This is a genomic window from Sphingobium xenophagum, assembly GCF_002288285.1.
GTDB lineage: Bacteria > Pseudomonadota > Alphaproteobacteria > Sphingomonadales > Sphingomonadaceae > Sphingobium > Sphingobium xenophagum.
Genome location: NZ_CP022745.1, coordinates 373,991 through 392,304, shown reverse-complemented (window position 1 = coordinate 392,304; position 18,314 = coordinate 373,991). Strand labels below are relative to the sequence as shown.

Here is an 18,314-nt window from a genome sequence, read left to right as displayed (position 1 = left end):
GCGTCCCTGCCCTGGGGCGGACCAATGACCGCACCCGCTTTCACGGCACGCCAGATTGCGAGGGAAATAGGCAGGCTCTCCCCCGACTGGCGCAACCCCGAACGCTACTTTGAGAACCGGCACGAGATCGAGCGCGAGCTGCGCCGCTTGGCCCGACAACTGGAAAGGATGGGCAATGGCTAATTGGCCCTACAACACGACGACATGGAAGCGGCTGAGGGAAGCGCACCTGTCCATGCACCCGCAATGCGAGGGATGCGAAGCCATGGGCAGGCTCACCCTCGCTAACACGGTGGACCATCGTGTCGCTATCAGCGACGGCGGGCATCCCTTCCCTGGGCATGATGGCCTCGCCTCCTACTGCGCACCCTGCCACGGGGCGAAGACGGCGCGGGGCACTGAGGCGGGCGCGATCAAGAGCACGAAGCCAAGGCGCGGGTGCAACCCGGATGGCACGCCGCTTGATCCGGCGCATCCATGGCATGGCGGCATTAATTGGAAAACACCGAAAAAATCGCTCAGAGCTGACGCCAAGGGACCGACGCCCAACACACAGACTCAATTAGTTTCAAAGGACAACCGAAATGGGTAAACGCGGTCCCGGTGCGGGCAGGCTCAAAGCGGCGGCTGCGGCGGCACCGGCCATCGTATCGCACCCTTGGGAACAGGACGGGATGCCGCAGGCCGAACAGGTGCTTGCCTTCCTGCGGACCTTGCCGATCGTGTCGGGCTTGATGGCGGGCGAAACCATGGAGCTGCTCGACTTTCAGGAACAGTTCGTGCGCGGCATCTATGGCGACGTTGATGACCTGGGCAAGCGCCGGGTGCGACTGGCGGCGCTGAGCGTAGCGCGCGGCAACGGCAAATCCGCGATCCTGGCGGGCCTGTCGCTGGCGCACCTGCTAGGGCCGATGCAGGAACCCTATGGCGAGTGCTATGCCGCCGCGCTCGACCGCGAACAGGCCAGCGTCCTTTTCCGCATGTGCCGGGCCTATATCGAGGCGGTGCCATGGATGGCGGCGCGCGTGAATATCAAGGATTGGCACAAGGAGATCATTGACGAGGAATCGCAATCCATCTGGCGCGCGCTCACGTCCGACGCCCGAAAGGCGCACGGCTTGGCCCCGTCATTCTGGATTGCCGACGAAGTGGCGCAATGGCGATCCCGCGAGCTGTGGGACAATCTGGCGACCGGCATGGGCAAGCGGGCGTCGGCGCTGGGCGTGACGATCAGCACGCAGGCAGCGGACGATCTGCATTTCTTTTCGGAGATGCTGGACGCGGAACCGAACCCAACGACCTATGTGCAGCTTCACAGCGCCCCCGATGATTGCGCGCTGGACGATCGCGGGGCGTGGATGGCTGCGAACCCGGCGCTGGGGGCGTTCCTCAACGAAGAACAGTTTGCCGACGCGGCGGCGCGGGCGATGCGCTCGCCATCCTTCGCGCCATCGTTCCGGCTGCTCAACCTCAACCAGCGGATTGCCGCAGAGGGCCGTTTCATCGAACAGGCGGATTGGGATGCGAACGGCGATCCTTTCGATCCGATCGAGCTGGAGGGGCAGGCTTGCTATGGCGGACTTGACCTGTCCAGCACACGCGATCTGTGCGCCTTCTCGCTATGGTTCCCCGATCATGGCAAGCTGCTCACCTGGCATTGGGTGCCGCACGACACGATAGGCGAGCGGGTGGAGCGCGACCGGGTGCCCTATGATCGCTGGGCCGATGATGGGTTTATGGAGCGCACCGTGGGCCGGGCGACCGATCGCGTGGCGATAGCGCGGCGGCTGGCGGACGTGCGGCAAGCCTATGACGTGAAGGGCATTGCTTTCGATCGCTGGCGCTTCGAGGACTTGGGCAAGCTGCTATCGGACGAAGGGATAGACCTGCCCATGGCCGAGTTCGTGCCGGGATTCAAAAGTTATGCCCCCGCTGTCGATGCGTTCGAGCGCGCGGTGCTGGCAGGCCGGATGCAGCACAATGGCAACCCGCTGATGCGCTGGCAGGCGGGCAATTGCATCGTGGAAACGGACCCGGCTGGAAACCGCAAGCCGACGAAATCGAAAAGCCTGGACCGGATCGACGGCATCGTGACGGCCATCATGGCTTGCGGGCTGGCGGACAGGGACGAAGGGCCGCAGGTGTATCGAGGCAGCGGCCCTATGTGGGTTTAGGGACAATATGCCTCTATCAGTGCTGCGCGCGCGAGAGTATTAGCCGGTAAATGTCGCAAGTTCGGATGATCAACTAAAAACTTCGAAATAACATCTCGAACGATAAGGCTACCCACACCATCCGGGATGCAGTCTTTGCTTCGTCCATGTTCAAAACTATCGGCTATTGCTGTGACGTAACCAATGCAAAAAGCATTATCGGAAGCCGTTTTCTTTTCGCAGAATTCATGGAGTTTCTGACCATTTATGTAAAAACTGGGATTATGTTGGGCGATAGCTGGCGGCGCGAACAGCAAGCCGACCATAATAGCAAAAGAACCGGCATTCCGCATTTGACCCAATTCCCTGTTTGTGCCCTAATAAGCGTGACGGACCTGTGCGCTAACACAAGCCCGCCACTGACCAAAACGATCCTACGGAGATCATCATGGCTAACACCGATCTACGGGCGGACTCCGCCCTTGTCACCATACCGAATCGCCTGCCCCCCATGCCTGCCGTGCAGCGTGTGCTGTTGCGCTATGCGCGCCACGATCGCGAAACGCTGGAGGCGTTCCTGTCCGTCGCAATAGACTTGCTCGACCTTGTGGACGGCGACATTGACCGCGAAGATGCTACCGATCTGGAGGACGACTTTGCGTTGTCCGCCATGGCAACCGACTATGCCGGAAGCGGCCCCGGCTGCTCGATCAGCGATCAGGACGCGGGTGCCTATGTCGAATGGCACACCATGCGCGGAAGCCAAAAGCGCGGGCCGAATATCCTTGCTGGGCACGAGGACGACGAGGACGACGACGCGGCAGAACAGGACGACCACGAAGGCCAGTGCGACGAGGACGGCGTGAATACCGCCTTCGACTATGTGCGCTTCACCTACGGGGCCAGCGGGCCGGGCTGTATGCTCAGCGATCCCGGTGGCGAAGTGCTGGCGCATTGACCCCTGCCCCCGCATTAGCGGGCGGGGGCATTTTCTATTTGCAGATTCTACAAATGGCCTTATGTAGGTTCTACGAATGGAGAACATGATGAACGCGAAGCAACTCGAACGCCGCCTATCAGTCTTTGGCGCTAACGCATCTGCCCTGGACGTGGTGACGCGCAAGCTGCGTGAATCATTTAAAGTGTCGACCGCTGGTCGCGGCATGAACGCTCACAGTCTGTCGACCGATGAAGTGGCCTGGATCATCGCTGCCTACGCCGGATCTGACGTGGCCGCCCGCGCTTCCGAAACTCTCGCCCGCCTGGCCGAATTGATCGGAGTAGGAGCCGCTTCGGCGTTTCGCCACAGCAATGATTTTCTAGCCACCCTCCAAGTCGTTTTAGGCAACCCAGATTGGGCTTGGGAAGTTTGGGAAGTGCGAATCTGCCGGAACCTGCCGATCGCCAGCATCCATTATCGCAACGGTCAAATCGAAAAGTTTGTTGCGCCGGAGTTCGTTGAGCACGGCGCTGGGTATGGCACATCCGCTTTCCGCTCAGAGGGCGTGTTGTCGGCGGGCTTCCTCCACCAGCTCGCGATCGACCTGACCGGCATCAACGACGCGCACGAATAATGCTTCGGAAGCTCTCCAAGTCCTGCGGCCGACGCGGTGCGGCCAAAAGCGAAAAGCCCGATGCCTGGGGAGCGGCATCTGCTGATGCTTTCATGGGGCACAATCGGGCGTCACCGCACAAATCCTATTCGCTGTCCTACATCAAACCATTTGGGTTAAGCGATTCGAGACCGCCTCTCTCCAAGGCGTCCACCGCCGCGTCTGGCATTGCGGAAGGGGTGCACCCCATGGAGACGTTTTGCCCACGTTGTGAAGCGTCGGCTCTCACCGCGCGGGGGGCTTCGGCTCCCCGCCAGATTGAAAGTGCTATGTCATGAAAACGAGTGACTTGATCGAACAGCGGGCGGCGATCGTCACCCGCATGAACGCTGCCCATGAGGCAGACGACAACGGCGGTTTTGAAGCTGCGGAGAACGAATTGCGCGCGCTCGACGGCAAGCTGGACCGCCAGCGCAAGATCGACGCAGCCGACCGCGCCGAACCCGGCAAACCCCTCACGGGCACGACCGACGAACATCTGGACCGTGAGTTGCGCAATTTCTCGCTCACCCGGATCATTGCCCACAAGGCGGGCCTGGGCGTCGATGCTGGCCGCGAAATCGAGTTGCAGGCCGAGCTTGCCAAGCGTGCGGGTAAACCGGCGCAGGGCTTCTATGTCCCTACCGAGATTTTCGAGACGCGCGCCGTGCAGACGACCAGCAACAGCGGTGCGATCCTGCCGACCGACTTTCGCCCTGACCTGTTCGTCAACGCCCTGACCGCTTCGGCTGTCATCACGACGCTGGGCGCGACCGTCCTCACCGGCCTGACCGGCAATGTGGAAATCCCTCGCGAGACGGGATCGCCTGCCGTGGGCTGGGTCGCTGAAAACGCGGCGCTGAGCACGGGCAATGCGACGTTCGATAGCCTGACCCTCTCCCCGCACCATGTCGGCGCTATCAGCGAGATCAGCCGCAACATGGTCATGCAGGCCAGCCCGAACGTGGAACAGCTCCTGCGCAACATGCTGGCGCGCAATATCGCGCTGGAGATCGACCGGGCCGCGATCAATGGCAGCGGCGTGGGCGCGGAGCCGCTGGGCATCCTTAACGATACCGATGTGCCGACACTGGCCTTCGACACCGACCTGTTCACGACGACCGCCAACATGATCGGAGCGGCGGACCTGGCCAACGTATCGACCGCGCGCGGCTTCCTCGCCACCAACGGCGTGAAGTCGGACGCGATGAAAACCCGTGATGCAGACGGCAACCCTATTGCGGTGGGCGTCACGTTCCATGGCGAGCCGGTGCAGTTCAGCAATCAGGCGCCGTCGAACCTGGGAACGGGCGATGACGAACACACGCTGATCTATGGCGACTGGCGGGACTTCCTTGTCGGCGTCTGGAGCCAGCTGGACATTCTGGTGAACCCCTATGCGGAGACGGCGTACAGCAAGGGCAACCTGCTTATCCGCGCGATGGCCACGGTTGACTTTGGTATCCGCCGCCCCGCGTCCTTCATCGCCGCGACCGGCATCACGGTAGGAGCCTGAGCCATGACCGATCCCTATGCACATTTCGTCAACGCAGCCAGCGCCCCGGCACGGAGCGCCAAAGCGGTTACGACCCACAACACCAATCCCCTGGCGGACGGCGCGACACGCGGCCTGTATGTCGGCGTTAGCGGCGACATTGCCTGCCGTCTTCTGGGCGACGATACCGACGTGCTGGTGAAGGCCGCGCCCGTGGGCATCCTGCCTTTGCGTGTGACGCACGTTCGCACGACTAGCACGACCGCTACCAACCTGCTGGCGCTCTATTGATGGACGGGGCGGCATCCCTTGAACGGCGCGCGGTGACGGAGCTGCGCGCCGCTGGGCGTCGGCTGGAAGGCTATGCCGCCCTATTCGGCAGCGAAGCGCGTATCGGCTCTTTCGTGGAGACGATCGCGCCTGGTGCTTTCCGTTCGGCCCTTGCTGGCGACGTGCTGGCGCTGCTCGACCATAACGAGGGGCAAGTGCTGGGCCGCACCCGTTCGGGAACGCTGCGGTTGACTGAGGATAGCCGGGGGCTGGCCTTCTCGCTCGACCTTCCCGACACGGCGGCGGGGCGCGACGTGCTGGCGCTGGCGCAGCGCGACGACTTGGGCGGCATGTCCTTCGGCTTCAAGGTGCCGCGCGGTGGGGACGACTGGCACGGCGAAAAGCGGACGCTGCGGACGATCAACCTGAAAGAGATCAGCGTGGTTTCGTCCTGGCCTGCCTATCCCGACACAGAGATTGCGCTGCGGAGCCGTGGCCATGATGGCCACACCTTGCGCCGTCGCCGCGCTCTCATACTGGCGGAGGTGGCCCGTGCCATTGGCTGACCGCATCCTTTCCCGCTTTGGCTTTGAACGTCGCAATGATGCGGCAGACCCGTCATGGGCCGCTCTCGCGCCCGGCGTCGGCTATATGGCTGGCGTGTCGGCGCGCTGCGCTGAAAATCTTAGCACGGTGCTGGCCTGCACCAACGCCATTGCCACGGCCCTCGCCTATGTCCCTGCCCTGGTTTACCGGATCGACGGCGACGGCAACCGCACGGAGGCGATGGCGCATCCCTTGCGGAAGATCGTGCGCGGCGGCGTCAATCCCGGCATGATCTGGCCCGATTGGCTGGAGCACTGGATTGCATCGGCCCTGCTCACCGGCAACGGCCTTTCGGAGATCGTGCGCAGCGGCAACGGGCAGCTTATGGGCTTTCGCTATATCCCTTGGGGCATGGTGACGGTCGCTGAGCTGACAAGCGGACGCCTCGCCTATGACGTGTCGGATGGCAGGGGCAACACCCGGCGCTTGCTGGAGGGCGAGGTGCTGCACCTGCGCGACCGCACCGATGATGGCCTGATCGGGCGCTCGCGCCTGTCGCGGGCGGCTGAGACGGTGGCGGGCGTCCAGGCGGCGAACAGCCATGCAAACGCCTTCCTGGGCAATGCAGCGACCCCCAGCGGCGTCATTGAAAGCGCGGCGGCTTTGACGCCAGTGCAGCGCACCGAGCTGCGCACGGCCTTTGCATCCCGTCACCAAGGCGCGGCGAACGCGGGCAGCACGCTTATTCTGGATGGCGGGCTGACGTGGAAGGCGGCGCAGATATCCCCTGAGGATGCCGAGTTGCTGGAGACGCGCAAGTTTGGCGTGGAGGAAATCTGCCGCCTGTTTCAGGTGCCCCCGCCGATCGTGCAGGATTATTCGCACAACACTTTCACGAACAGCGAGACGGCGGGCCGGTGGTTCGCCACCTTCTGCCTGGCCCCCTGGGCGCGCAAGATCGAGGCAGAGTTTGCTCGCTCTGTGTTCCCGACCAATGGCCCCTATGAGCTGGAGCTGGATCTGTCTGGCTTCCTTCGGGGCGATCCTGAAACCCGCTGGGCAGCGCATAAGATCGCGCTCGACGCGGGCGTGCTCGATGCTGACGAGGTTCGCCAGATTGAAGGCTGGAACAAGCGCGGCGCTGGCGTCCGTAGTCCTGCCCCCTCGAATCAGGGAGAACAGGCCGATGGCTGATATTGTCACCCTGACGGAAGCAAAGCAGTTCCTGCGCGTCACCCATGACGGCGATGACGCGACCATTGGCTTGATGATCGCTGCGGCGTCCGATGCTGTCGCGGAATATGCCGACGCCTATGTCGCGATAGGGGAAGCGCCCCCGCGCCTCAAAATGGCGGTGCTCACCCGCGTGGCTATCATGTTCGACCAGCGGGACAGCTTGGAGGCAGGGAAGGGCGAACGCGCTCTTATCCAGTCGCTGCGGGTGCTCGACCTATGAGGGCCGGGACGCTCGACCGCACCGTGACCATCCAGCGCATGACGCTGGTCGATGACGGCTATAGCTCTGTGGAGACATGGGCCGATTGGCAGACGGTCCCTGCTCAGGTTGTGCAGGAAGGCGGGCGCGAGTTCTTCGCCGCCGCTGCGGTCCAGGCCGAACAGCGGGTGCTATTCCGTATGCGCTGGCTCGACGGCGTGACTGTGCTCGACCGCGTTTCTTATGACGGGCGACCACACAACATCATTGGTGTGAAAGAGCTTGGGCGGCGCGAGGGCACCGAATTGCTGACGGTGGCGGCTGGATGACAGCACGACGCGCTTTGATCCGTGAAGCCGATCTGCGGCGGTGGGCGCGCGTCTCGCGTGAAGAAGGCGTGTCGATCCGTGGGCGCGTGGCTATGGACGGGTCGATAACCATTTCCCTGTCCCCGGCTAAGGCTGCTGACGATGACGCTGGCGATTTGGACGATCGTCTGGGCAAGTTCGCGGCACTATGAAAAACCGCTATCCATATGCGACGAGCTTCCTTGACCGCCATCAAAAGCGCCGCTGGCGTTTCCGGCGTAAGGGATATCCGACCTATTATTTCAAGGCTCCGCACGGGACGAAGGACTTTGAGCGCGAATACGCCGCCTGTCTGGAAGCTGAGCCGATCCGCGCGGGTGCGGAGCGTCTAAAGCACGGCAGCGTCTCAGACGTGATCGCGCGCTATTACAGTGACAATTCATTCCTCGACCTGAAAGACGCCACGAAGGTTGTCTATCGCGGCGTGCTGGAGCGTTTCCGCGCCGCTTTTGGCGACGACCCCATGCGTCATTTTGATGCGGAACGGATCGCGCGTCTAATGAACGCCATGCGCCATAAGCCCCACGCGGCCGCACGTCTGCGCAAGCTGCTGACGCAACTGTTCATCATCGCCCGCCGCGCCAAACTGGTGCCTCCGGGCTTCGACCCGGTGAAGGACACGCGCCCCCCAAAGGCCGAGAATAGCACTGGCTATCACCGCTGGACTGAGGACGAGCTTTCAGCCTTCGAGGCTAAGCACCCCCTGGGGACCAAGCCCCGGCTTGCCTTCGCTCTGCTGCTCTATGGAGCGCAGCGGAGTGGCGACGTTCGACTGATGACCCACGACATGATCGAGGGCGGGCGCATCATTCTGGACCAGAGCAAGACGAGCAATGCCGTCGATGTGCCTATGGTCGAGCCGCTGCAAGAGGCGCTGGGCGCTGGTCCTATGGGCATGGTGACGCTGCTGGAGAACAGGACCGGCGAGCCGTTCACGCCCAAGGGATTTTACAACATGCTCAAGCGGGCGTGTATCCAGGCGGGGCTACCGCATTGCTCACCCCACGGCCTGCGCAAATCGGCCGCACGCCGCTGTCGCGAAGCTGGATGCAGCGACGACGAAGGCATGGCGATCACGGGTCATAAGACTGTGAAGGAATACCGGCGCTATGCCGGAGACGCGAATCTGGGCCTGCGCGCTGATGCGGCAATGGCAAAGGTGATGGCTAACCGCGCTAAAAAGTTAGCCACAGAACGGTCGCAAACCACTGAAAAGGAGCCATTATGAGGGCGGTAGTGGATGCCCGACAAGGATTCGAACCTTGATTGACGGAGTCAGAGTCCGCTCTCTTACCATTAGAGGATCGGGCATCATGGGCGGGCCGTGACCCGCTTGGGAGGCCGCAGATAGGCGGCGGCCAGGGACAGGTCAAGAGGGTTTTTGGCCTCACGCGGATAGCAACGTGAAGGCGACTATGCGCTTTGCAAACCCAACACTGCAATAATCCTCCCCTGCAAGGGGAGGGGGACCGCCGCGTAGCGGTGGTGGAGGGGTGTCGCCCTATCGATAGCGCCACACCCTTCCGTCTGGCCTCCGGCCAGCCACCTCCCCTGCAAGGGGAGGATGGTTTCTTCCCGCACACGAATATCGGATGTGCAAAACGATATGAGCGCGAAAAAAAAAGCCCGCCGGTGCGCGTCACGCATCCGGCGGGCTTTTTGCGTTGCCAGTCAAAGGCAAGGTGCGGGATGGCCGCTCCCCGTACAGGAAACAGCCACCCGCGCCCTCGAAGCGTCAGTCCATGTCCTGCGTGGTGAAATCATCACCCTGCACGGTCGCCAGCGGATCGTTGCCGATCGCGGCTTCCGGCCCCTGGCGCAGCTCGGCGGCATGTTCCGCCGCGGCGCTGGCTGGTGCGATCAGGTCGACCTGGCTCGCCGCTCGCAGCGCGGCGCGCATGGCTGCATCCCGCGAGGAGGCGGCGACGCGCAGACGATTCATGCCCGCGCCGGTACCCGCCGGGATCAGGCGGCCGACGATGACATTTTCCTTCAGACCGACGAGCGTGTCCTTCTTGCCCTGAACCGCCGCTTCCGTGAGGACGCGGGTGGTTTCCTGGAAGGACGCTGCCGAGATGAAGGAGCGGGTCTGGAGCGAGGCCTTGGTGATGCCCAGCAACACCGGCTTGCCAGCAGCAGGCAGGAAGCCCGGCGCTAGCTTGGCGTTGATTTCGTCCATTTCCTCACGATCGACCTGCTCGCCCACCAGCAAGGTGGTGTCGCCGGACTCGGTGATCTCGACCTTCTGCAACATCTGACGAACGATCGTTTCGATATGCTTGTCGTTGATCTTCACGCCCTGCAAGCGATAGACTTCCTGGATTTCCGCGACCAGATATTCGGCCAGCGGCTCGATACCCAGAACTTCCAGAATGTCATGCGGATCGGGCGAACCGCCGATCAGATTGTCGCCGCGCTTGACATAGTCGCCTTCCTGAACGTCGATCACCTTGCTCTTGGGGATCAGATATTCGACCGGCTCGCCGCCATCCTCAGGATTGATGGCGATCTTGCGCTTCGCCTTATAGTCCTTGAGGAACTGGACGCGGCCCGACACCTTGGCGATGATGGCATTGTCCTTGGGCTTGCGCGCTTCGAACAGCTCGGCCACGCGCGGCAGACCGCCCGTGATGTCGCGGGTCTTGGCGGCTTCGCGGCTGACACGCGCCAGCACGTCACCGGCCTGAACCGTCTGTCCATCCTCGACCGACAGTGTCGCACCCACGGCCAGCATGTAGCGGGCCGCTTCGCCCGAACCATCGTCCAGCAGGGTCAGGCGCGGACGCAGATCCTCCTTGGTACGGCTCGAACCGCGATGCTCGGTGACGACGCGCTGGGCGATGCCGGTCGCTTCGTCGGTCTGTTCGGTCAGCGTCTTGCCGTCGATCAGGTCGACATATTTGACGATACCCGGACGCTCGGTGATCACCGGCATGGTGAACGGATCCCATTCGGCGATCCGGTCGCCCTGCTTAACCTGTGCGTTATTCTCGAACAGGATGGTCGCACCATAAGGCAGGCGATGCACGGCGCGTTCGCGGCCTTCATTGTCGATGATCGCCAGTTCGCCGTTGCGGGCGAGCGACAGGCGGCGGCCACGGCTGTCCGTGATCGTCGGCATGTCGCGCAGTTCCAGCGTCCCGTCGGCAATCGCTTCCAGGTTCGACGTTTCGTTGAGCTGGGCCGCGCCGCCGATGTGGAAGGTCCGCATCGTCAGCTGGGTGCCAGGCTCACCGATCGACTGGGCCGCGATGACGCCCACCGCTTCACCGATATTGACCGGCGTACCGCGGGCAAGGTCACGACCATAGCATTTGCCGCAAACGCCCATCTTGCTTTCGCAGATCAGCGGGCTGCGGATCTTCACCGACTGCGTGCCGATCGCTTCGATCTTGGCGATCATCGGTTCGTCCAGCAGCGTGCCGATCGGGATGACGATGCTGCCATCCTTGCTGTCGATAATGTCCTGCGCCGTGGTGCGGCCCAGGATACGTTCGCCAAGCGACGCGATGGTCGAACCGCCCTGGACGATCGCCTTCATCTCCAGCGCGCGGTCGGTGCCGCAATCTTCCTCGACGATCGTGCAGTCCTGGCTAACGTCGACCAGACGGCGGGTCAGGTAACCCGAATTCGCCGTCTTGAGCGCGGTGTCGGCCAGACCCTTGCGGGCGCCGTGGGTGGAGTTGAAATATTCAAGGACGGTCAGGCCTTCCTTGAAGTTGGAGATGATCGGCGTTTCGATAATCTCGCCCGAAGGCTTGGCCATCAGGCCGCGCATCCCCGCGAGCTGCTTCATCTGCGCCTGGCTACCACGCGCACCGGAATGCGCCATCATGTAGATCGAGTTGATCTGCGCCAGGCGACCGGTCTGCGGGTCCTTGGGCTGGGCGCGGATTTCGTCCATCATGGCGTTCGCGACGCGATCGCCGCAACCCGACCAGGCGTCGATCACCTTGTTGTATTTTTCCTGCTGGGTGATCAGGCCGTCCTGATATTGCTGCTCATAGTCCGCAACCAGCGCCTTGGTCTCGTCGACCAACGTCACCTTGCTGTCGGGGATGACCATGTCGTCCTTGCCGAACGAAATGCCGGCCTGGAACGCGTGGCGGAAGCCCAGCGCCATGATGGCGTCGGCGAACAGCACCGTGTCCTTCTGGCCGGTGTGACGATAGACCTCGTCGATCACGTCGCCGACGTCCTTCTTGGTCAGCAGGCGGTTGACGACGTCGAAGGGCACCTTGTGATTCTTGGGCAGGCATTCGCCCAGCAACATGCGGCCCGGCGTCGTTTCATAACGCTTGAGGTAGCTGTTGCCCGCCTCGTCGGTCTGCGGCACGCGGCTGATGATCTTGCTGTGCAGCGTCACCGACTTGGTGAACAGCGCCTGATGCACTTCCTGCATGTCGCTCAGCAACATGCCTTCGCCCGGCTCGCCTTCGCGTTCCATCGACAGATAATAGATGCCCAGCACCATGTCCTGCGACGGCACGATGATCGGCTTGCCGTTGGCGGGCGACAGGATGTTGTTGGTCGACATCATCAGCACGCGCGCTTCCAGCTGGGCCTCCAGGCTCAGCGGAACGTGAACGGCCATCTGGTCACCGTCGAAGTCGGCGTTGAAGGCCGAGCAGACCAGCGGGTGAAGCTGGATCGCCTTGCCCTCGATCAGCACGGGTTCGAACGCCTGGATGCCGAGGCGATGGAGCGTCGGTGCGCGGTTCAGCATCACCGGATGCTCGCGGATCACCTCGTCCAGAATGTCCCAGACTTCCTTGCGCTCCTTCTCGACCCACTTCTTGGCCTGCTTCAGGGTCATGGACAGACCCTTGGCATCCAGGCGGGCGTAGATGAACGGCTTGAACAGTTCGAGCGCCATCTTCTTGGGCAGGCCGCACTGGTGCAGCTTGAGTTCCGGCCCGGTCACGATGACCGAACGGCCCGAATAGTCGACGCGCTTGCCGAGCAGGTTCTGGCGGAAGCGGCCCTGCTTGCCCTTGAGCATGTCGGACAGCGACTTCAATGGACGCTTGTTCGCACCGGTGATGACGCGGCCACGACGGCCATTGTCGAACAGGGCGTCGACCGCTTCCTGCAACATGCGCTTTTCGTTGCGGACGATGATGTCCGGCGCGCGCAGTTCCATCAGCCGCTTCAAGCGGTTGTTGCGGTTGATGACGCGGCGATACAGGTCATTGAGGTCCGACGTCGCGAACCGGCCACCGTCCAGCGGCACCAGCGGGCGCAGTTCTGGCGGGATCACGGGCACGACGTCCAGGATCATCCATTCGGGGCGGTTGCCCGAATCGATGAAGCTTTCGACGACCTTCAAACGCTTGATGATCTTCTTGGGCTTCAGCTCCGACTTGGTCGTCGCCAGCTCTTCCAGCAGAACCTGCTTTTCGCCTTCCAGGTCGAGGTCCATCAGCATCTGCTTGACCGCTTCGGCGCCGATCCCGGCGGAGAAGGCGTCCTCGCCATATTCGTCCTGCGCGTCGAGCAGTTCGTCCTCATTGAGCAGCTGATATTTCTCCAGCGGGGTCAGGCCCGGCTCGATGACGATATAGCTTTCGAAATAGAGGACGCGCTCCAGCTGCTTCAACTGCATGTCGAGCAGCAGGCCGATGCGCGAAGGCAGCGATTTCAGGAACCAGATATGCGCAACGGGAGCGGCCAGTTCGATATGGCCCATGCGCTCGCGGCGCACCTTGCTCACCGTGACTTCGACACCGCACTTCTCGCAGACGATGCCCTTGTACTTCATGCGCTTATACTTGCCGCACAGGCATTCATAATCCTTGATCGGGCCAAAGATACGCGCGCAGAACAGGCCGTCACGTTCGGGCTTGAACGTGCGATAGTTGATGGTTTCGGGCTTCTTGATCTCGCCGAAGGACCAGCTGCGGATGCGCTCTGGCGAGGCAAGGCCGATCTGGATCTGGTCGAAAGTCTCGGTCTTGGCGACCGGGTTGGCGAAGTTGGTCAGTTCGTTCATTTTTCATTCCCTCATGAGGGCAAAATTCTGGTGCGGGACGGGGCAGGGGCGCCGCATCGCAGCGACGCCCGCAAATCCCTTATTCCGCCGCTGCCGCGAAGCCGCCTTCATCCTCTGGAATTTCATCCAGCGAATTGAGTTCGACGTTGAGGCCCAGCGAGCGCATTTCCTTGACGAGCACGTTGAAGCTTTCGGGGATGCCCGCTTCAAACGTATCGTCGCCCTTGACGATCGCTTCATAGACCTTGGTGCGGCCGACCACGTCATCGGACTTCACCGTCAGCATTTCCTGCAACGTATAGGCGGCGCCATAGGCCTGGAGCGCCCAGACCTCCATTTCCCCGAAGCGCTGGCCACCGAACTGCGCCTTACCACCCAGCGGCTGCTGGGTAACGAGCGAGTAGGGGCCGATCGAGCGGGCATGGATCTTGTCGTCGACAAGGTGATGCAGCTTGAGCATGTAGATGATGCCGACCGTGACCTTGCGGTCGAACTTGTCGCCGGTGCGGCCATCGAACAGGTCGCTCTGACCCGACGAATGCAGCCCCGCCAGTTCCAGCATGGTCGACACGTCCGCTTCGCGCGCACCGTCGAACACCGGCGTCGCCATCGGCACGCCGCGTTCCAGATGCTCGGCCAGATCGACGATCTGTTCGGGCGTCCGCGCTTCGATCTCGGCGGCATATTGCGGGCCATAGGCGGTCAGCAACCGATCCTTGACGGCGTCGGGCATCTCGCCCGCCGACGGGTTGGGATTGGCCTCGCGCCATTCTTCCAGCGCATGCTTGAGCTGCTGGCCAAGGCCGCGGGCAGCCCAGCCCAGATGCGTTTCGAAAATCTGCCCGACATTCATGCGTGACGGCACGCCCAACGGATTGAGCACGATGTCAACATGGGTGCCATCCTCCAGGAACGGCATGTCCTCGATCGGCAGGATGCGCGAAATGACACCCTTGTTCCCGTGACGGCCGGCCATCTTGTCGCCCGGCTGCAGCTTGCGCTTCACCGCGACGAACACCTTGACCATCTTCAGCACGCCCGGCGGCAGTTCGTCGCCACGCTGCAACTTGTCGACCCGGTCCTCGAACTTGTCGACGATGACCTTTACTGCTTCGTCATATTGCGCCTTGACCGCTTCGATGCCGGCCTGACGGACATCGTCCGCGACCGCGAACTTCCACCATTCGTGACGCTCGACTTCGCCCAGCAGAGCCTCGTCGATCTCCACGCCCTTGCGTACGCCCTTGGGCGCGGCCGTGGCGGTCTGGCCCAGCAGCATTTCCTGCAGCCGGTTGAAGGTCGCACGGTTGAGGATGGCCCGTTCGTCCTCGCGATCCTTGGCGAGGCGGTCGATTTCCTCCCGCTCGATCGCCATGGCGCGTTCGTCCTTGTCGATGCCGTGGCGGTTGAACACGCGCACTTCAACGACCGTCCCGGCAACGCCCGGCGGCAGACGCAGCGAGGTGTCGCGCACGTCGGACGCCTTTTCACCGAAGATCGCGCGGAGCAGCTTTTCTTCCGGGGTCATCGGCGATTCACCCTTGGGGGTGATCTTGCCGACCAGAATGTCGCCCGGCTCCACTTCGGCGCCGATATAGACGATGCCCGCCTCGTCGAGGTTGCGCAGCGCTTCCTCGCCGACATTGGGGATGTCGCGGGTGATGTCTTCCGGCCCCAGCTTGGTGTCGCGGGCCATGACCTCAAACTCCTCGATATGGATCGAGGTAAAGACGTCATCCTTCACGATCCGTTCGGAGATCAGGATGGAGTCTTCATAGTTGTAGCCATTCCAGGGCATGAACGCGACGAGCGTGTTGCGGCCCAGCGCCAGTTCGCCAAATTCGGTCGAGGGACCGTCGGCGATGACGTCGCCAGCCTCGATCAGGTCGCCGACCTTCACCAGCGGACGCTGGTTGATGCAGGTGTCCTGGTTGGAACGCTGGAACTTCTGGAGCGTGTAGATGTCGACGCCCGACTGGCCCGGCGCGATGTCGCCGGTTGCGCGGATGACGATACGGGTCGCGTCGACCTGATCGACGATGCCCGCCCGCTTGGACGCGACGGCCGCGCCGGAGTCACGGGCGACCGTGCCTTCCATGCCGGTGCCTACGAACGGCGCTTCGGCCCGTACCAGCGGCACGGCCTGACGCTGCATGTTCGATCCCATCAGCGCGCGGTTGGCGTCATCGTTTTCCAGGAACGGAATGAGCGATGCGGCGACCGACACCAGCTGCTTGGGGCTGACGTCCATCAGGGTGATATGGTCGCGTGGGGCCATCAGGAACTCGCCAGCTTCGCGGCTGGAGATGAGATCCTCGACGAAATGGCCGTCGGCATCGACTTCGGCGTTGGCCTGCGCGATCGTGTGCTTGGCCTCTTCCATGGCGGACAGGTACACGACCTCGTCCGTCACCTTATGGTCGATGACCTTGCGATAAGGCGTTTCGATGAAGCCATATTTGTTCACCCGGCTGAAAGTCGCCAGCGAGTTGATCAGGCCGATGTTCGGGCCTTCGGGCGTTTCGATCGGGCAGATACGGCCATAATGGGTCGGGTGAACGTCGCGGACTTCAAAGCCCGCACGCTCGCGCGTCAGACCACCCGGCCCAAGCGCCGACACGCGGCGCTTGTGGGTGACTTCCGACAGCGGATTGGTCTGATCCATGAACTGCGACAGCTGGCTGGAGCCGAAGAATTCACGCACCGCGGCCACGGCGGGCTTGGCGTTGATCAGGTCGTTGGGCATCACGGTCGATACGTCGACGCTCGACATGCGCTCCTTGACGGCGCGCTCCATGCGCAGCAGCCCGACGCGATACTGGTTTTCCAGCAATTCGCCGACCGAACGGACACGACGGTTGCCCAGGTTATCGATATCGTCGATTTCGCCCTTGCCGTCCTTCAGGTTCACCAGTTCCTTGACGACGGCCAGAATGTCCTCGGTCCGCAGCGTGGTGACGGTGTCCTCTGCGTCCAGGTCAAGACGCATGTTCAGCTTGACGCGGCCGACCGCCGACAGGTCGTAGCGCTCAGGATCGAAGAACAGGCCGGCGAACAGCGATTCCGCCGTTTCCTTCGTCGGCGGCTCGCCGGGGCGCATGACGCGATAAATGTCGCTCAACGCCTGATCGCGTTCCTCGGCCTTGTCGGCCTTGAGCGTATTGCGGATCCACGGGCCGGTGCTGACATGGTCGATGTCGAGCAGTTCGAGGCGGTCGACGCCCGCCTTGTCCAGCTTTTCCAGATTTTCGGGCGTAACTTCGTCACCGGCCTCGATGTAGATTTCGCCGGTGCTTTCGTTGATCAGGTCATAGGCGCTGTAGCGGCCATAGACTTCCTCGGTCGGGATCAACAGCGTGGTCAGGCCGTCCTTTTCCGCCTTGTTGGCGGCGCGGGGGCTGATCTTGTGACCGGCGGCGAACACGACTTCGCCCGAATTGCCATCGACAATGTCAAAGGCCGGCTTCAGGCCGCGCCAGGCTTCGGCCAGATAGGGAATCTGCCAGCCGCCTTCGCTGCGCACGAAGGTCACCTTGTTGTAGAAGTGACCCAGAATTTCCTCGGCGGTCAGGCCCAGCGCATAGAGCAGCGCCGTGACCGGCAGCTTGCGCTTGCGGTCGATGCGGACGTTGACGATGTCCTTGGCGTCGAACTCGAAGTCCAGCCACGAACCGCGATAGGGGATGACGCGCGCGGCGAACAGATATTTGCCCGACGAATGGGTCTTGCCCCGGTCATGATCGAACAGCACGCCCGGCGACCGGTGCATCTGGCTGACGATGACGCGCTCGGTGCCGTTGACGATGAAGGTGCCGTTGCCCGTCATCAGGGGCATGTCGCCCATATAGACGTCCTGCTCCTTGATATCGAGCACCGAACGGGTTTCGGTGTCCTGATCCACTTCGAACACGATCAGGCGCAGGGTAACGCGCATCGGCGCTGCATAGGTGATGCCGCGCTGACGGCATTCCTCGGTGTCGTATTTCGGGTCTTCCAGCTCGTAATGGACGAAATCCATTTCGGCGGTGCCGGCGAAATCGCGGATCGGGAACACGCTGCGCAGCGTCTTTTCCAGCCCCGACACATAGCCGATCGACGGGTCCGACCGCAGGAATTGTTCATAGCTTTCGCGCTGAACCTCAATCAGGTTCGGCATCTGCACCACTTCGTGGATGTCGCCGAACACCTTTCTGATGCGCTTCTTCGCGCCGGTGTTGCTGATGGAGGGAGCCTTGGTCGCCATGCGTTGTCCTTGCCTTCGTTCGTCGCGTATTTTTCGCATCGCAGCGAAAATTCAGCCTGAACGCGAATGAAAAGGGGTGATTCGCCCTTCCGCATCCACGCAAAAAAGTGCGGGTCGGGACTGTCCGAACCGCACTGTCAGCGTCTTGTAACCCGCCAAATTCGCCCCATACTGCCAGTGATCGTGCGCAATGCGACCCTGTACCCCGGACGATTCGGGA

Annotated in this window: 16 protein-coding genes and 1 tRNA gene; 13 read left to right on the top strand and 4 right to left on the bottom strand. The window is 62.4% G+C overall.

The window, feature by feature from the left end; all coding sequences use genetic code 11:
• The first annotated feature begins 24 nt into the window (after nt 1-24).
• The 3 genes from CJD35_RS22340 to CJD35_RS01890 are packed head-to-tail and all read left to right on the top strand — an operon-like array spanning nt 25 to nt 2,174.
• Nucleotides 25-183 (top strand): hypothetical protein, encoded by a 159-nt coding sequence (locus tag CJD35_RS22340; RefSeq protein WP_157742269.1) that lies wholly within the window; start codon nt 25-27, stop codon nt 181-183.
• Nucleotides 176-592: an HNH endonuclease gene (locus tag CJD35_RS23545; protein WP_095686758.1), complete on the top strand. Its 417-nt coding sequence runs from the start codon at nt 176-178 to the stop codon at nt 590-592. The genes CJD35_RS22340 and CJD35_RS23545 overlap by 8 nt, the downstream gene beginning before the upstream one ends.
• Nucleotides 585-2,174, top strand: coding sequence for a terminase large subunit (locus CJD35_RS01890; protein ID WP_095686757.1), 1,590 nt, complete (start codon nt 585-587; stop codon nt 2,172-2,174). The genes CJD35_RS23545 and CJD35_RS01890 overlap by 8 nt, the downstream gene beginning before the upstream one ends.
• Here CJD35_RS01890 and CJD35_RS22335 read toward each other — a convergent pair.
• Nucleotides 2,171-2,506, bottom strand: coding sequence for a Rap1a/Tai family immunity protein (locus tag CJD35_RS22335; protein WP_157742268.1), 336 nt, complete (start codon nt 2,504-2,506; stop codon nt 2,171-2,173). The genes CJD35_RS01890 and CJD35_RS22335 overlap by 4 nt on opposite strands.
• 95 nt (nt 2,507-2,601) lie before the next feature.
• On the opposite strand from CJD35_RS22335, the gene CJD35_RS01885 reads away from it, so the two are divergent.
• The 10 genes from CJD35_RS01885 (at nt 2,602) to CJD35_RS01840 (ending at nt 9,087) form a co-directional block, all read left to right on the top strand.
• Nucleotides 2,602-3,111 (top strand): hypothetical protein, encoded by a 510-nt coding sequence (locus tag CJD35_RS01885; RefSeq protein ID WP_157742267.1) that lies wholly within the window; start codon nt 2,602-2,604, stop codon nt 3,109-3,111.
• Between the two features lie 76 nt (nt 3,112-3,187).
• Nucleotides 3,188-3,727, top strand: coding sequence for a hypothetical protein (locus CJD35_RS01880; RefSeq protein WP_095686755.1), 540 nt, complete (start codon nt 3,188-3,190; stop codon nt 3,725-3,727).
• A gap of 313 nt (nt 3,728-4,040) precedes the next feature.
• Complete coding sequence (locus CJD35_RS01875) at nt 4,041-5,261, top strand: phage major capsid protein (protein WP_095686754.1); 1,221 nt, start codon at nt 4,041-4,043, stop codon at nt 5,259-5,261.
• Between the two features lie 3 nt (nt 5,262-5,264).
• On the top strand, nt 5,265-5,531 hold the full coding sequence (locus tag CJD35_RS01870; protein WP_095686753.1) for a spike base protein, RCAP_Rcc01079 family: 267 nt from the start codon (nt 5,265-5,267) through the stop codon (nt 5,529-5,531).
• A gap of 32 nt (nt 5,532-5,563) precedes the next feature.
• Nucleotides 5,564-6,076, top strand: coding sequence for an HK97 family phage prohead protease (locus CJD35_RS01865; RefSeq protein ID WP_244917198.1), 513 nt, complete (start codon nt 5,564-5,566; stop codon nt 6,074-6,076).
• Nucleotides 6,063-7,250 (top strand): phage portal protein, encoded by a 1,188-nt coding sequence (locus CJD35_RS01860; RefSeq protein WP_095686751.1) that lies wholly within the window; start codon nt 6,063-6,065, stop codon nt 7,248-7,250. Before CJD35_RS01865 ends, CJD35_RS01860 begins: the two co-directional genes overlap by 14 nt.
• The gene (locus CJD35_RS01855; RefSeq protein WP_157742266.1) at nt 7,243-7,512 is read left to right on the top strand and encodes a head-tail connector protein; all 270 of its coding nucleotides are present in this window, start codon (nt 7,243-7,245) and stop codon (nt 7,510-7,512) included. Before CJD35_RS01860 ends, CJD35_RS01855 begins: the two co-directional genes overlap by 8 nt.
• Nucleotides 7,509-7,820 carry a phage head closure protein gene (locus CJD35_RS01850; protein WP_095686749.1) on the top strand — a complete coding sequence of 104 codons (312 nt, stop codon included), beginning with the start codon at nt 7,509-7,511 and terminating at the stop codon, nt 7,818-7,820. The genes CJD35_RS01855 and CJD35_RS01850 overlap by 4 nt, the downstream gene beginning before the upstream one ends.
• Complete coding sequence (locus CJD35_RS01845) at nt 7,817-8,011, top strand: hypothetical protein (RefSeq protein ID WP_095686748.1); 195 nt, start codon at nt 7,817-7,819, stop codon at nt 8,009-8,011. The genes CJD35_RS01850 and CJD35_RS01845 overlap by 4 nt, the downstream gene beginning before the upstream one ends.
• Nucleotides 8,008-9,087 (top strand): tyrosine-type recombinase/integrase, encoded by a 1,080-nt coding sequence (locus tag CJD35_RS01840; RefSeq protein WP_095686747.1) that lies wholly within the window; start codon nt 8,008-8,010, stop codon nt 9,085-9,087. Before CJD35_RS01845 ends, CJD35_RS01840 begins: the two co-directional genes overlap by 4 nt.
• A 9-nt stretch (nt 9,088-9,096) precedes the next feature.
• On the opposite strand, the gene CJD35_RS01835 is transcribed toward CJD35_RS01840, so the two are convergent.
• From CJD35_RS01835 to rpoB, 3 genes are all read right to left on the bottom strand, one after another.
• Nucleotides 9,097-9,170, bottom strand: a tRNA-Gln gene (locus CJD35_RS01835).
• A gap of 424 nt (nt 9,171-9,594) precedes the next feature.
• Nucleotides 9,595-13,851 (bottom strand): DNA-directed RNA polymerase subunit beta', encoded by a 4,257-nt coding sequence (gene rpoC / locus CJD35_RS01825; protein WP_017182609.1) that lies wholly within the window; start codon nt 13,849-13,851, stop codon nt 9,595-9,597.
• 79 nt (nt 13,852-13,930) lie between these two features.
• Nucleotides 13,931-18,094 carry a DNA-directed RNA polymerase subunit beta gene (gene rpoB, locus CJD35_RS01820; protein WP_017182610.1) on the bottom strand — a complete coding sequence of 1,388 codons (4,164 nt, stop codon included), beginning with the start codon at nt 18,092-18,094 and terminating at the stop codon, nt 13,931-13,933.
• Nucleotides 18,095-18,314 lie beyond the last annotated feature (220 nt).

What these genes read in the sequence shown, in the direction of transcription:
- CJD35_RS22340 (WP_157742269.1), top strand. Translation starts at nt 25, where the DNA reads ATGACCGCACCCGCTTTCACGGCACGCCAGATTGCGAGGGAAATAGGC.
- CJD35_RS23545 (WP_095686758.1), top strand. Translation starts at nt 176, where the DNA reads ATGGCTAATTGGCCCTACAACACGACGACATGGAAGCGGCTGAGGGAA.
- CJD35_RS01890 (WP_095686757.1), top strand. Translation starts at nt 585, where the DNA reads ATGGGTAAACGCGGTCCCGGTGCGGGCAGGCTCAAAGCGGCGGCTGCG.
- CJD35_RS22335 (WP_157742268.1), bottom strand. Translation starts at nt 2,506, where the DNA reads ATGCGGAATGCCGGTTCTTTTGCTATTATGGTCGGCTTGCTGTTCGCG.
- CJD35_RS01885 (WP_157742267.1), top strand. Translation starts at nt 2,602, where the DNA reads ATGGCTAACACCGATCTACGGGCGGACTCCGCCCTTGTCACCATACCG.
- CJD35_RS01880 (WP_095686755.1), top strand. Translation starts at nt 3,188, where the DNA reads ATGGAGAACATGATGAACGCGAAGCAACTCGAACGCCGCCTATCAGTC.
- CJD35_RS01875 (WP_095686754.1), top strand. Translation starts at nt 4,041, where the DNA reads ATGAAAACGAGTGACTTGATCGAACAGCGGGCGGCGATCGTCACCCGC.
- CJD35_RS01870 (WP_095686753.1), top strand. Translation starts at nt 5,265, where the DNA reads ATGACCGATCCCTATGCACATTTCGTCAACGCAGCCAGCGCCCCGGCA.
- CJD35_RS01855 (WP_157742266.1), top strand. Translation starts at nt 7,243, where the DNA reads ATGGCTGATATTGTCACCCTGACGGAAGCAAAGCAGTTCCTGCGCGTC.
- CJD35_RS01850 (WP_095686749.1), top strand. Translation starts at nt 7,509, where the DNA reads ATGAGGGCCGGGACGCTCGACCGCACCGTGACCATCCAGCGCATGACG.
- CJD35_RS01845 (WP_095686748.1), top strand. Translation starts at nt 7,817, where the DNA reads ATGACAGCACGACGCGCTTTGATCCGTGAAGCCGATCTGCGGCGGTGG.
- CJD35_RS01840 (WP_095686747.1), top strand. Translation starts at nt 8,008, where the DNA reads ATGAAAAACCGCTATCCATATGCGACGAGCTTCCTTGACCGCCATCAA.
- rpoC (WP_017182609.1), bottom strand. Translation starts at nt 13,851, where the DNA reads ATGAACGAACTGACCAACTTCGCCAACCCGGTCGCCAAGACCGAGACT.
- rpoB (WP_017182610.1), bottom strand. Translation starts at nt 18,094, where the DNA reads ATGGCGACCAAGGCTCCCTCCATCAGCAACACCGGCGCGAAGAAGCGC.